The 13,990-nt window shown below is 65.8% G+C and carries 6 protein-coding genes, 3 rRNA genes and 2 pseudogenes; 5 read left to right on the forward strand and 6 right to left on the reverse strand.

From position 1 onward, the window contains the following. Positions 1 to 218: 218 nt before the first annotated feature. A pseudogene (locus H4W81_RS50080) lies at positions 219 to 688 on the forward strand (transposase); the annotation flags it as partial. Positions 689 to 793: 105 nt separating this feature from the next. Here H4W81_RS50080 and H4W81_RS17975 read toward each other — a convergent pair. Then, complete coding sequence (locus tag H4W81_RS17975) at positions 794 to 1,285, reverse strand: MarR family transcriptional regulator (RefSeq protein ID WP_192775879.1); 492 nt, start codon at positions 1,283 to 1,285, stop codon at positions 794 to 796. 68 nt (positions 1,286 to 1,353) lie between these two features. Here H4W81_RS17975 and H4W81_RS17980 point away from each other — a divergent pair, with 68 nt between their 5' ends. After that, complete coding sequence (locus tag H4W81_RS17980) at positions 1,354 to 2,196, forward strand: NAD(P)H-binding protein (RefSeq protein WP_192775880.1); 843 nt, start codon at positions 1,354 to 1,356, stop codon at positions 2,194 to 2,196. A 288-nt stretch (positions 2,197 to 2,484) separates the two neighbouring features. Here the strand turns inward: H4W81_RS17980 and H4W81_RS17985 are convergent, their stop codons facing one another. After that, positions 2,485 to 3,153, reverse strand: a complete 669-nt coding sequence (locus tag H4W81_RS17985; RefSeq protein ID WP_192775881.1) for a single-stranded DNA-binding protein — start codon at positions 3,151 to 3,153, stop codon at positions 2,485 to 2,487. 132 nt (positions 3,154 to 3,285) lie between these two features. Between H4W81_RS17985 and H4W81_RS17990 the strand changes: the two genes are divergently transcribed. Continuing rightward, positions 3,286 to 4,212, forward strand: coding sequence for an MBL fold metallo-hydrolase (locus H4W81_RS17990; protein WP_192775882.1), 927 nt, complete (start codon positions 3,286 to 3,288; stop codon positions 4,210 to 4,212). Positions 4,213 to 4,444: 232 nt separating this feature from the next. Here H4W81_RS17990 and H4W81_RS17995 read toward each other — a convergent pair whose 3' ends face one another. Beyond that, positions 4,445 to 7,477 (reverse strand): hypothetical protein, encoded by a 3,033-nt coding sequence (locus tag H4W81_RS17995; protein WP_192775883.1) that lies wholly within the window; start codon positions 7,475 to 7,477, stop codon positions 4,445 to 4,447. A gap of 368 nt (positions 7,478 to 7,845) precedes the next feature. Between H4W81_RS17995 and H4W81_RS49365 the strand changes: the two are divergent. Together H4W81_RS49365 and H4W81_RS47325 are read left to right on the forward strand one after the other, a co-directional pair. Then, positions 7,846 to 8,064, forward strand: a pseudogene (locus tag H4W81_RS49365) (SAM-dependent methyltransferase); the annotation flags it as partial. Positions 8,065 to 8,230: 166 nt separating this feature from the next. Then, entirely contained in the window at positions 8,231 to 8,446 is a 216-nt protein-coding gene (locus tag H4W81_RS47325; protein ID WP_225958681.1) for a hypothetical protein, read from the forward strand. Between the two features lie 228 nt (positions 8,447 to 8,674). On the opposite strand, the gene rrf is transcribed toward H4W81_RS47325, so the two are convergent. The 3 genes from rrf to H4W81_RS18015 form a co-directional block, all read right to left on the reverse strand. After that, a 5S ribosomal RNA gene (rrf, locus tag H4W81_RS18005) occupies positions 8,675 to 8,791 on the reverse strand. A 141-nt stretch (positions 8,792 to 8,932) separates the two neighbouring features. After that, positions 8,933 to 12,038: ribosomal RNA gene (locus H4W81_RS18010) — 23S ribosomal RNA — on the reverse strand. A gap of 324 nt (positions 12,039 to 12,362) precedes the next feature. Beyond that, a 16S ribosomal RNA gene (locus H4W81_RS18015) occupies positions 12,363 to 13,884 on the reverse strand. Together the 16S, 23S and 5S rRNA genes form the textbook arrangement of a ribosomal RNA operon. Between the last annotated feature and the right edge of the window lie 106 nt (positions 13,885 to 13,990).

The following is a 13,990-nucleotide window of genomic DNA, read 5'->3' on the forward strand; positions in this document are numbered from 1 at the left end:
TAAGCCGGCCCGGTCTCGTCCGCAGCCCCCAGGTCCCCGCCGGGCTGCACCTCCAGCCTTCCGGGCGGCACCTGCCTGACCATGGCGATGATCCGGGATCGCTCGGCCTCGGTGATCCGCCGCTTGCGGCCTGCCCGCCCAGATCCTCCGGCCCGGCGTGGTCGAAGCGGTGCAGCCAACGCCGCACCGTCTTCTGGCCGCCGCCCACTCGGCCGCGCATCCGTGCCGAGATCGACGCCCTGTTCACCGCTGATCGTGACCTGGTCGAGGTCCTCGAAGACGTCGCCCGGCTCGGCGCCCGCCTGATCATCCAGACCGCGGTCGAGGCCGAAGTGGAGGCGTTCCTCGGCCGCGCCCGCTACCAGCGCGCCGCCACCGTCACCGCAGCCGACGGCGACGAGGAGCAAGTCGTGGTGCGGCCCGGCCACCGCAACGGGCACTGCCCGACCACGATCAAGACCACCAGCGGCCCGATCACCGTCGCCCGCCCCAAGCTGCGCGGCACCACCGAGAAGTTCCCTCCCGCCAGTTCGGCACCGGCGTCACCCGCACCCACACCCTCGAGACGCTGGTCATCGCCTCCATCGTGCGTGGCCTGTCGGTGCGCGACGTCGAATGCGCGCTGGCCGATGCGCTCGGCCCGGAAGCCGCGCTGAGCAAGTCCACGGTCTCGACCATCTCGCGAGCCGACTGGACCGCACTCCGCGTCGTGAGGCGGCAGGACCCCTCCCACTTCGCGCGACAGCCGGGACTCTCCGTGTCTCGTGGCGGCCGGTTCCGTTTCGGCTGTGCCTCAGCCGCCGGCCAGCTCTTCGGTCGCCATTCGTCCGGCGTTGGCCGTGCGGTGGAGGAAGTCGGCGACCACCTCGAGCTCGGCCGCCCCGTACCCCTCGCAGATCTCCTCCAGCGACGCGTTCATCCCCGCGTACAGCCCCAGCAGTTCGGCGTTCCGCTCCCGCAGCGCTCGGACCAGAACGGCGCGGCGGTCCGACGGGTCGCGTTCGCGCGCCACCCAGCCCCCTCGTTCCAGCCGGTCGAGGATGCCCGTCAGCGTCGCAGGATGCAGGCCTGCGCGCTTGGCGAGCGCACTCGGGGTAAGCGGGCCGTACCGGTTGATCAGGTCGAGGCAGTCGACGTCCACGTCCTTGAGTTCGAGGCGTCCGCCCACCTGGTGGTTGAGCAGCGAGAGCTGGATGCTCAACTCGCGCAGGGACTCCCTGATCGCCGCATTCAGCCGTCGCCGTTGCCGCGCCGCTTCCCCGTCTCCAGATCGTACGGAATTCATATGATATGTTCCTCGTATCGTATGGGTTGCAGATGAAAGGTTATCGGCAACGGAAGAAGGGGCCAGTCATGATCTTGATCACCGGAGCTACGGGAGTTGTGGGTCGCGCGGCGGTCGGCCTGCTGTCCGAGGAGGGCGTGAAGGTGGCGGCCGTCACCCGCCAGCCGTCCACCGCCGATCTTCCGGGCGAGGTCCACCTGGCGAACGGGGACCCGTCCAGGCCACAGACCCTGGCCAGGGCGCTCGATGGCGTCGAGGCCGTTCTCCTCAGTCCGCGCGCCGTCGGGAGCGCCACCACCGAGCTGCTGTCGCTCGCCGCCGAGCGTGGGGCGCGACGCGTGGTGGTCCTGTCGGCCGCCACCGTGGCGCACCCCGCCGGGCTCCGGCGCTTCGCCGACCACTTCAGAGCGGTCGAAGAGGCGGCCAAGTCCTCGGGGCTGCGATGGACCCTCCTGCGCTGCACCGACTTCGCCTCCAACGCCCTCGCCTGGGCGCCGCAGATCCGTGCCACGGGTGTCGTACGCGGCGCCTATCCCGAGGCGGCCACCTCGCCGATCCACCCGCGCGACATCGCCGCGGTAGCCGTACGGGCTCTCGTGGGGGACGACCATGCGGAACGCGCGTACGTGCTCAGCGGGCCCGAATCGCTCACCCAGCAGGACAAGGTACGCCTCATCGGGCAGGCCATCGGACGGGAGTTGTCCTTCCTGGAGCTCGCTCCTGAGCAGGTTCGCCAGGGAATGCTCGCACAGGGACTGCCGGAGGACGTGCCCGACCGGCTGCTCGGATCGCTGGCCGACTACGCGAGACAGGCGGGCCCGTCCACGGACACGGTGCGGCAGATCCTGGGCAGGCCGGCGCTCACCTTCGAGGAGTGGGCCACCGAGAACGCCAGCGCCTTCCGCCTCTAGCAAGAGCACATCTCTGGCCGGACCTTTCCTTCGACCAGGCGCCCGCCCATCTGCCCCACCAGACGCCAGGCATGCGCTACTCCATGTGGACTGCACTCTCATCCCTCCGAACCCATGCGGACCTTGTGCGACTGCGCCGCCGCTCCGGGATTCGCGGGGCAGATCAGAAGACCGCATACTCCTCGCCTTTGGGGATCTCCCAGTGAAGACAAGGAGGGCCGTGCGGATCGCCTCCTTCGGCGCACCCCGAGGACGCCAGGCGATCTTGCGCTTCTCACCTTCCGCGGGTCACCCGGTGGACGCGAGGTAGGCCACCGGACGTGGCGGAGTGCTGGCCAGGTCGGACGGCACCATCGCCGGCTTCTCCCGAAAAGCGGCGCCGTCGTCCAGTCCCTGCGGATTGGCCTCGGATACAGCTCCGGCCGCGGGGATCGCCTGGCGGGACTCTGGCGCGGTGGGATTGCCCGTTGGGCTCCCATGAAGGGGCTCTGGTGGAGTTTCGTCCGTTGGGCTCGGCTGAAGGGTCCCGGACGGCGTTCCATCCGGGGGCTTCGACTGAAGGGCCTCGGACGGGGTTCCATCCGTTGGGACCGGCTGGAGGATCTCTGGCGGGGTTCCATCCATTGAGGTCGGCTGGAGGATCTCTGCTGTAGTCGCAACGACCACCGAGTGCACCTCCACCTCGTAGCGCCAGCTCTTGCCCGAGGGCGGGCCATAGATCCTGCAGCGCAGTGCCCCTCTGACCTCCATCGGATCTCGCGGGCGCATCCCCTTCACCAGGGCAGCCACCTCGGAGTCGAAGGTGACGCACTGGATGGTGTCGACGTGGCCGCGCCGTACGTGAGGATCGCGGCGGACGATGATGCGCCATTTGGTCAGAGTGTCGCCGCTGGGCATGGCACGCTCGTCGGGGCTGGCGGACAGACGCCCCACCAGCGTCACGTCGTTGCGGTCCACGTGATCCTCCTCCTGGATCGGCGCTGCCCGCGGGGGCTGCGCTTGTCGGGGGACCACTCTTTACGATGTGGGGAAGGCCGGAGCGGACAGAATGCCGTTCTGGGGACAGCGGTTCGGCTGGGGAGAGTGGCTGTGGACAACATCACCGCGCTCGGCGGCGACGTCTATGAGATCGACACGCGTATGGCGGGATATGCCGGGATCACCGCCGGCTACCTCATCCTCGGAGACCGGCCATGCCTGGTCGAGACGGGCACGTCGACGTCGGCGCCGGTGGTGCGGGACGCGCTGGCCTCACTCGGCGTCGGTCCCAACGACCTGGCCACCGTGGTGGTCACGCACATCCACCTCGACCATGCGGGCGGCGTGGGAGACATAGCGGGATTCTTCCCGCAGGCGCAGATCGTGGTGCACGAGAAGGGCGCGCGGCATCTGGCCGATCCATCCAGGCTCATGGCGAGCGCGCGAATGGTGTGGGGTGACCAGCTCGACACGTTGTTCGGGGAGCTGGCCCCGACGGAGTCCGGGCGGATCGTGGCTCTGGGCGACACCGGGGCCATCGATCTGGGCAACGGCCGTACGCTGTCCAGTCATTACTCCCCCGGCCACGCGAAACACCACGTCGGCCTGGTCGACTCCGCCACCGGCGACCTGTACGTCGGCGACGCGGCAGGCGTCTACCTCCCGCAGACGGGCGACCTGCGTCCCGCGACCCCGCCACCGGACTTCGATCTCCAGACCGCTCTCGACTCGATCGCCCTGTTCCAGGCGCTGGGTCCGCAGCGGCTCCTTTTCAGCCATTACGGGCCTGTCGGCGCGGTTCAGGAGACCTTGGAGCGCTCGGCGGAGGAGCTGCGTGTCTGGGTGGATCTGACCAAGCAGGCCCACCAGGAGGGGTTGGACCTCGACCACGCCGTCGCCATGGTCCGCGACCGCACCCGCGAGCGGTACACGGCGCTGAAGTCCGACGACGAGACGGCCGAGCAGTTCGAGCTGCTCAGCGGGGCGCCGTCCAACGTCGCGGGGATTCTCCACTGGCTGAACAAGGTCTCACCGTAAAGGGGTGCCCGTTCGTGAACCCGGACCGCTGCCCGGGCCCGCCCGGCGGGCGGCGGGCCTGGGCGCCGAATGGGTCCAAAGCTCAGGGAGCGCACCCAGAGACTGGGACGCCGCTGCGCCGTACCAAGAGTGCTGGTACGGCGCAGCCCGACGATCACCCTCAGGGAGGGCACCCCAGAGGGTGTGACGCCGCTGCGCCGTACCAAGAGCTCTGGTACGGCGCAGCCGACGATCACTTCTTGTCTTCGGAGTCCTCGGGGTCGTCGAGAATGTCGCCGAAGTTGGGCTCGATGAACGCCGGGCCGATGCCGGTCTTGGCCGGCTCGCTCTTGGCCGACGCCTCCGGCGCCCTCGTGGACTCGGCGAGTTCTGCGTCGACGTCCTCCTCGAGGTCGTCGAAGTCGTCGTCCACGCCGTCCGAACCATCGACCTCGTCGGAGTCGTCTTCCTCCTCCGAACCGGCGACCTCGTCGGAGTCGTCTTCGTCCTCCTCCGAACCGGCGGCCTCGTCGGAGTCGTCGACCTCGGTGACGTCCTCAGCGACGGCTTCGGCGGAGGCGGAAGCGGCGCCCGAGGTCTCCTCGGACAACTCCTCCTCCTCGTCGTCGAAGTCGACGGCCGTGGAAGCATCCGCGGTGGAGACCTCCGTGCCGCCGGAGTCCGCGGCGGAAGCGGCGGGAGCGGCCGAAGCGGCAGCCTCCTCGGAGAACTCCTCCTCATCCCCGTCGTCGTCATCGTCGAGCACGTCGGACGGCTGCCTGGCCTCCGCCGCCCCGTCCTGGACGTCTCCCTCGTCATCGAGGACGTCGCCGAACTCCTCGTCGCCGTGCTCCATGCCCTCGGCGTCCTCGAAGTCCTCCTCGATGTCCTCGATCACCGCGCCGGTAAGCTCGGCGTACCGCTCGGCGGCGTCCGTCTCACCGTCCTCGTCGAAGGCCATCGCCCTGGCGAACCAGTCCGTGGCCGCGTCCTGGTGGCCCGCGTCGGCGAGCGCGTCGGCGTAGGCGAACGCCAGCCTGGCCGACCACGGACGCGCGTTCGTGTCACGAAGTTCGGGCAGGCGCTGGAGGGTGATGACGGCGGCGTCGTTCTGGCCGAGGTCGCGGCGGGCGCCGGACTCGACGATGGCCAGCTCGATGCGTCCCGCCCGGTCCAGGCGCTCGGCCTCGGGCGAGCGGACCAGGTCGAGGGCGCGCTCGGGACGGCCCATCCCGCGCTCGCAGTCGGCCATGATCGGCAGGTAGGCGTCGGAGCCCGTCATCCTGCGCGCGGCGCGCAGATCGCTCAGCGCCTCGGAGAAGTTCCCCGCGCGGTAGGCGACGATGCCCGCCGCCTCGCGGACGACGCCGATGCGGGCGGCGAACCGGCGAGCCACCTTCGTGTGCTCGTGCGCCCTGTCGGTGTCGTCCTCGACCAGCGCGCGCTCGGCGGCGACGAGGTGCCGTCCCACCAGCTCGGCAAGGTCGAGAGGCAGGGAGCGCAGCTCGTCGCGGACGTCCTTGTCGAGCTCGTCCAAGGTGATGTCCGGCGGAACGTCGGGGAGCTGCTCGCGGCGCGGAGCCTCCTCTTCCCGCTCGTCCCTGCCGAACCTGGCCCTGGCGGCGGGAGGACGCTCCCCGGACCCGCGGGAGTCGCGGGAGAACGGCCGGTCCTCACGCCCGCGGAATCCGCCACCCTGCGGACGGTCACCACCCTGCGGCCTGTCGCGGAACCCACCGCCCTGCGGACGATCACGGTACCCGCCGCCACCCTGGGGCCTGTCGCCCTGCGGCCGGTCGCGGTATCCACCGCCCTGCGGACGGTCGCCCTGCGGCCTGTCGCGGAAACCGCCACCCTGCGGACGGTCGCCCTGCGGCCTGTCGCGGAAACCGCCACCCTGCGGACGGTCACCCTGCGGCCTGTCGCGGAAACCGCCACCCTGCGGACGGTCACCCTGCGGCCTGTCGCGGAAACCGCCACCCTGCGGCCGGTCGTCACGACCGCGGTAACCACCGCCACCGCCCTGGGGACGGTCACGGTAGCCGCCGCCACCCTGCGGACGGTCGCGGAAACCGCCCCTGTCGTCGTTGCCACGGAAGCCCTCACGAGGCCGCTCGTCGCGGTCACGGGGTCCCCTGTCGTCACGGTCTCGGAAACCGCCACCCTGCGGCCTGTCCCGGAACCCGCCGCCTTGAGGACGGTCACCGTACCCGCCGCCCTGCGGCCGGTCACGGTATCCACCACCCTGCGGCCTGTCGCCCTGGGGCCGGTCGCGGAAACCGCCACCCTGCGGACGGTCGTCACGACCACGGTAGCCACCGCTGCCCTGGGGACGGTCGCGGAAGCCACCGCGATCGTCGCCGCGAGGTCCACGGTCGTCACGGTCACGGAAACCGCCGCCCTGGGGACGGTCACGGTATCCGCCGCCCTGGGGCCGATCTCCCTGCGGCCTGTCGCGGAACCCGCCGCCACCCTGCGGACGGTCATCGCGCCGCTCGAAGTCACGACGCGGGCCCCTGTCGTCACGACCCCTGTCGTCACGACCGCGGAAGCCGCCGCCCTGGGGACGGTCGTCGCGAGACGCGTACCCGCGCTCGTCCCTGTTCTGGAACGGACGCGGCGAACGCGGCCGGTCATCCCCGCGGCCGCCCTCAGCGCGACCACCGCGATCGTCCCGATCCCGGTACCCGCCACCCTGCGGCCTGTCGCGGAACCCGCCACCCTGGGGACGGTTACGGTACCCGCCGCCACCCTGGGGACGGTCGCCCTGCGGCCTGTCGCGGTATCCGCCGCCACCCTGCGGACGGTCGCCCTGCCGCCTGTCGCGGAACCCGCCACCCTGGGGACGGTCACGGTACCCGCCGCCACCCTGGGGACGGTCACCCTGCGGCCTGTCGCGGTATCCGCCGCCACCCTGCGGACGGTCACCCTGCGGCCTGTCGCGGAACCCGCCACCCTGGGGACGGTCACGGTGCCCGCCGCCACCCTGCGGACGGTCGTCACGCCCGCGGTATCCGCCCCTGTCGTCACGTCCCTGGTAACCGCCACGAGGGCGGTCGTCACGGGACGAGCCGCCCCTGTCGTCGCGCCGCGGGTAGCCGCCGCGCTCATCGCGACCCTGCGAGCCGCCACGCGGCCGGTCGCCGGACCTGAACGGCCGGTCGCCCCGGGGCTCTCGCTGCCCGCGCTCGCCGGACGAGCGCCTCTCCCCGTCGCGGGGCGTGTCCCCGCCCTGGCCGCTCTGCTCGCGGCGGCCCTCGCCGTCCGATCCGTTATCTCTGTTCACTTCTGGTCCATTTCGTTGGCTCACTCAGCGGACGCGTGCTCCAACGCGACGGTCCACCGTGGCTGATCGCCGCCCGCTTTCGGGCCTTACGCGACGAAGGCCACCCATGGTTGAGGGTGGCCAGGCCCCTTCAGCCTAGCAAGCCCCCGCACGTCCCCGCGCCTCAAGGGCTCTCCACGAAAAGCGATCGCCCGCGCGAACCCCGCTCACCGACAATGGCCGCCATGTCACTGCGCTTCCACGAGATCGCCGAATCCCGGCATCGCCTCCTGAATCCGATCACCGACGACAAGCTCGACCTGCTCGGCGAGATCTGCCGCATCAGGGAGGGAGCCCGGCAGCTCGACCTCGCGTGCGGCAAGGCCGAGATGCTCAACCGCTGGTCGGCCCGCTACGGACTGTCCGGGATCGGCGTGGACATCAGCGAGGTCTTCCTCACCGCCGCCCGCGAACGCGCGGCCGAGCTGGGCGTCTCCGACCGCGTCACGTTCGTCCAGGGCGACGCGGGCGCCTACGCGACCGAGGAGCGCTTCGATCTGGTCTCCTGCATCGGCGCCACCTGGATCGGCGGCGGCCTCACCGGCACCCTCGACCTCATGCGCCCGATGCTGCGCGCCGACGGCCTCGCCCTGGTCGGCGAGTGCTACTGGATCCGGCGATCCGCCCGCCTTCGCGCTGAAGGAACTCGACGGCGTCACCACGCTGGCCGGCACCGACGACCGCTTCGAGGCGGCCGGATTCGAACTGGTGGAGATGGTGCTCGCCAATCCCGACAGCTGGGACCGCTACGTGGCCAGTCAGTGGCTGACCTTGAGCGACTGGCTGCTGGCCCACCAGGACGACCCCGACACCCCCGCGCTGCGCGACTTCCTGCGCCAGAGCCGCCGTTCCCACCTCGAGTACGGCAGGCAGCACCTGGGCTGGGGCATCTTCGTCCTCCGCCCCAAGCCGCGGGCCAAGAACACGTGACGGGCTCCACGACACAGCTCACGGCCCCGAAGGCTACGCGTGCCGACCGAGGACGCCGCACCATATGTTGCGCTGCGCGTGACGACGGGCGGAGCCCCTCGCGACAATATGCGCCACGTGTGAAGACGACGGTCGTTGGAGGGAGGGACAGACCGCTCGCCCGTCCAGCGACGAAGCGGATCGGAAAACAAAAAGGGCCACCCCGGTACGGGGTGGCCCTTAAAGATTGTCCGGCGGCGACCTACTCTCCCACACCCTCCCGAGTGCAGTACCATCGGCGCTGCAGAGCTTAACTTCCGGGTTCGGAATGTAACCGGGTGTTTCCTCTGCGCTATAACCGCCGTAACTCTATGAAACTGTCAAACACAATGTGCTTGTTGTTTCAGAATTGCATAGTGGACGCGGGCAAGAAGACCTTTGGTTTCGCGCTGCTCCGGACCCGGCGAAGAGTAACAGAGCTGCTGCAGAAACCAAAGCTTATGCTTTGTGGTCAAGTCCTCGGCCTATTAGTACCGGTCAGCTCCACACGTTACCGTGCTTCCACCTCCGGCCTATCAACCCGGTCGTCTACCGGGAGCCTTACCCACTCTCGTGGTGGGAGACCTCATCTCAAGGCGAGCTTCCCGCTTAGATGCTTTCAGCGGTTATCCCTTCCGAACGTAGCCAACCAGCCGTGCACCTGGCGGTACAACTGGCACACCAGAGGTTCGTCCGTCCCGGTCCTCTCGTACTAGGGACAGCCCCTTTCAAGTCTCCTGCGCGCGCAGCGGATAGGGACCGAACTGTCTCGCGACGTTCTAAACCCAGCTCGCGTACCGCTTTAATGGGCGAACAGCCCAACCCTTGGGACCTACTCCAGCCCCAGGATGCGACGAGCCGACATCGAGGTGCCAAACCATCCCGTCGATATGGACTCTTGGGGAAGATCAGCCTGTTATCCCCGGGGTACCTTTTAGCCGTTGAGCGACGGCGCTTCCACATGCCACCGCCGGATCACTAGTCCCAGCTTTCGCTCCTGCTCGACCCGTCAGTCTCACAGTCAAGCTCCCTTGTGCACTTACACTCGACACCTGATTGCCAACCAGGCTGAGGGAACCTTTGGGCGCCTCCGTTACTCTTTAGGAGGCAACCGCCCCAGTTAAACTACCCACCAGACACTGTCCCCGATCCGGATCACGGACCAGAGTTAGACGTTCAAAACGACCAGAGTGGTATTTCACCAATGACTCCACCCGAACTAGCGTCCGAGCTTCACAGTCTCCCACCTATCCTACACAAGACGCTCCAAACGCCAATGTCAAGCTGTAGTGAAGGTCCCGGGGTCTTTCCGTCCTGCTGCGCGTAACGAGCATCTTTACTCGTAGTGCAATTTCGCCGGGTCTGCGGTTGAGACAGCGGGGAAGTCGTTACGCCATTCGTGCAGGTCGGAACTTACCCGACAAGGAATTTCGCTACCTTAGGATGGTTATAGTTACCACCGCCGTTTACCGGCGCTTAAGTTCTCACCTTCGCCACTTGCGTGGCTAAGCGGTCCCCTTAACGTTCCGGCACCGGGCAGGCGTCAGTCCGTATACATCGTCTTACGACTTCGCACGGACCTGTGTTTTTAGTAAACAGTCGCTTCCCCCTGGCCACTGCGACCCCCACCAGCTCAGAAAGCTAGTTTCATCACCAGCAGAGGTCCCCCTTCTCCCGAAGTTACGGGGGCAATTTGCCGAGTTCCTTAACCACAGTTCACCCGATCGCCTTGGTATTCTCTACCTGACCACCTGAGTCGGTTTAGGGTACGGGCCGCCACAACACTCGCTAGAGGCTTTTCTCGGCAGCATAGGATCATCCACTTCGCCACAATCGGCTCGGCATCACATCTCAGGATACGTGTGTCGCGGATTTGCCTACGACACTCCCTACATGCTTACCCCAGGAACAACCATCGCCTGGGTTGGACTACCTTCCTGCGTCACCCCATCGCTTACCTACTACCCGATCGGATCGAGCGTTCAGCCTCACCACTTGTCCCGAAGGACGCTGCGGGGCTTAAGGACTCTTAGCATCACGAGGTTCGATATGGGCGCGTTAAAGCGGGTACGGGAATATCAACCCGTTGTCCATCGACTACGCCTGTCGGCCTCGCCTTAGGTCCCGACTTACCCTGGGCGGATTAGCCTGGCCCAGGAACCCTTGGTCATCCGGCGGCAGGGTTTCTCACCCTGCATTCGCTACTCATGCCTGCATTCTCACTCGCACAGCCTCCACAACTAGATCACTCTGCTGCTTCGCCGGCTGCACGACGCTCCCCTACCCATCAACCCCGCAAGGGGGTCAATGCCACGACTTCGGCGGTGTACTTGAGCCCCGCTACATTGTCGGCGCGGAATCACTTGACCAGTGAGCTATTACGCACTCTTTCAAGGATGGCTGCTTCTAAGCCAACCTCCTGGTTGTCTCTGCGACTCCACATCCTTTCCCACTTAGCACACGCTTAGGGGCCTTAGTCGGTGATCTGGGCTGTTTCCCTCTCGACTACGGAGCTTATCCCCCGCAGTCTCACTGCCACGCTCTCACTTACCGGCATTCGGAGTTTGGCTGACGTCAGTAACCTTGTCGGGCCCATCGGCCATCCAGTGCTCTACCTCCGGCAAGAAACACGTGACGCTGCACCTAAATGCATTTCGGGGAGAACCAGCTATCACGGAGTTTGATTGGCCTTTCACCCCTACACACAGGTCATCCCCCAGGTTTTCAACCCTGGTGGGTTCGGTCCTCCACGAGGTCTTACCCTCGCTTCAACCTGCCCATGCGTAGATCACTCCGCTTCGGGTCTACAGCATGCGACTCAAACGCCCTATTCAGACTCGCTTTCGCTACGGCTCCCCCACACGGGTTAACCTCGCCACACACCATAACTCGCAGGCTCATTCTTCAAAAGGCACGCAGTCACATCACAGCCGTCCGAAGACGACTAAGCTCCTACGGCTTGTAGGCACACGGTTTCAGGTACTATTTCACGACCCCTCACCGGGGCACTTTTCACCTTTCCCTCACGGTACTAGTGCACTATCGGTCATCAGGGAGTATTTAGGCTTACCAGGTGGTCCTGGCAGATTCACACAGGATTTCTCGGGCCCCGTGCTACTTGGGATCCCCTTCAGGAGTCCATCCGATTTCGTCTACCCGGCTCTCACGGTCTACGGCGCCCCTTCCCAGAGGCTTCAACTATCGGAAGGATTTCTTACTCCTCGAAGAAGCGGCAGCTCCTTCAGAAAGGTCCCACGACCCCGCTTGCGCAACGCCTGCCGGCTATCACACGCAAACGGTTTAGCCTGATCCGCTTTCGCTCACCACTACTCACGGAATCACTGTTGTTTTCTCTTCCTACGGGTACTGAGATGTTTCACTTCCCCGCGTTACCACCAACCGCCCTATACATTCAGGCGGAGGCAACACCACATGACTGGTGCTAGGTTTCCCCATTCGGACATCCCCGGATCAACGTCTGGTTGGCGACTCCCCGAGGCTTAACGCAGCCTCCCACGTCCTTCATCGGCTCCTGATGCCAAGGCATCCACCGTGTGCCCTAAAAAACTTGGCCACAAAGATGCTCGCGTCCACTATGCAAATCTCAAACAACAAACAGCGACCGGCTAGCCTCCCCAAAAGGGGAGGATCCCCGGTCCTGTGCTCCAGAGGAGAACATCTCACGATGTCCGTTTCCTCAGGACCCAACAGTGTGTCCAACCAGTCCCAGCCCCCTCACGACCGTTCCCACTCCCTCTCGCGAGGGCGGTACTGAACCGCAGGCAACCAGACCTGGTTGAGTAGCCAGTGCTCCACTAATGAGCTGTCGAGCATCAGACGTTCGCTGATGACCTCGACGTAGGCCGGAGACTGTCGCCTCCAACCAGATGCTCCTTAGAAAGGAGGTGATCCAGCCGCACCTTCCGGTACGGCTACCTTGTTACGACTTCGTCCCAATCGCCAGCCCCACCTTCGACCGCTCCCCCCAGCAAGCTGGTTGGGCCACGGGCTTCGGGTGTTGCCGACTTTCGTGACGTGACGGGCGGTGTGTACAAGGCCCGGGAACGTATTCACCGCAGCGTTGCTGATCTGCGATTACTAGCGACTCCGACTTCATGGGGTCGAGTTGCAGACCCCAATCCGAACTGAGACCGGCTTTTAGGGATTCGCTCCACCTCGCGGTATCGCAACCCTCTGTACCGGCCATTGTAGCATGTTTGCAGCCCAAGACATAAGGGGCATGATGACTTGACGTCATCCCCACCTTCCTCCGAGTTGACCCCGGCAGTCCCCCATGAGTCCCCACCACCCCGAAGGGCGTGCTGGCAACATGGAGCAAGGGTTGCGCTCGTTGCGGGACTTAACCCAACATCTCACGACACGAGCTGACGACAGCCATGCACCACCTGTCACCCAGTCCGAAGAGGGCCACATCTCTGCAGCTTTCCGGGCGATGTCAAGCCTTGGTAAGGTTCTTCGCGTTGCGTCGAATTAAGCAACATGCTCCGCCGCTTGTGCGGGCCCCCGTCAATTCCTTTGAGTTTTAGCCTTGCGGCCGTACTCCCCAGGCGGGGCGCTTAATGCGTTAGCTCCGGCACGGAGATCGTGGAAGACCCCCACACCTAGCGCCCAACGTTTACAGCGTGGACTACCAGGGTATCTAATCCTGTTCGCTCCCCACGCTTTCGCTCCTCAGCGTCAGGTAAGGCCCAGAGAACCGCCTTCGCCACCGGTGTTCCTCCTGATATCTGCGCATTTCACCGCTACACCAGGAATTCCGTTCTCCCCTACCTACCTCTAGCCAGCCCGTATCCACCGCAGACCCGCAGTTAAGCTGCGAGCTTTCACGGCAGACGCGACAAGCCACCTACGAGCTCTTTACGCCCAATAATTCCGGACAACGCTTGCGCCCTACGTATTACCGCGGCTGCTGGCACGTAGTTAGCCGGCGCTTCTTCTGCAGGTACACGTCAACTTCGTCCCTGCTGAAAGAGGTTTACAACCCGAAGGCCGTCATCCCCCACGCGGCGTCGCTGCGTCAGGCTTTCGCCCATTGCGCAATATTCCCCACTGCTGCCTCCCGTAGGAGTCTGGGCCGTGTCTCAGTCCCAGTGTGGCCGGTCGCCCTCTCAGGCCGGCTACCCGTCGTCGCCTTGGTAGGCCACTACCCCACCAACAAGCTGATAGGCCGCGAGCCCATCCCCAACCGAAAAAACTTTCCACCACCACCCGATGCCGGGGGCGGTCGTATCCGGTATTAGACCCAGTTTCCCGGGCTTATCCCAGAGTCAGGGGCAGGTTGCTCACGTGTTACTCACCCGTTCGCCGCTCGAGTACCCCGAAGGGCCTTTCCGCTCGACTTGCATGTGTTAAGCACGCCGCCAGCGTTCGTCCTGAGCCAGGATCAAACTCTCCAAACAATGTTTTGAGAATTTCTCCCGGCTGAAACATGAATGTTCCAACCAAAGGAATCCGTCCAATGGACGGGGTTGTGCATCATGCACTGGCTTTTAACACACTGTTGAG

Source organism: Nonomuraea africana, from assembly GCF_014873535.1.
Classification (GTDB): domain Bacteria; phylum Actinomycetota; class Actinomycetes; order Streptosporangiales; family Streptosporangiaceae; genus Nonomuraea; species Nonomuraea africana.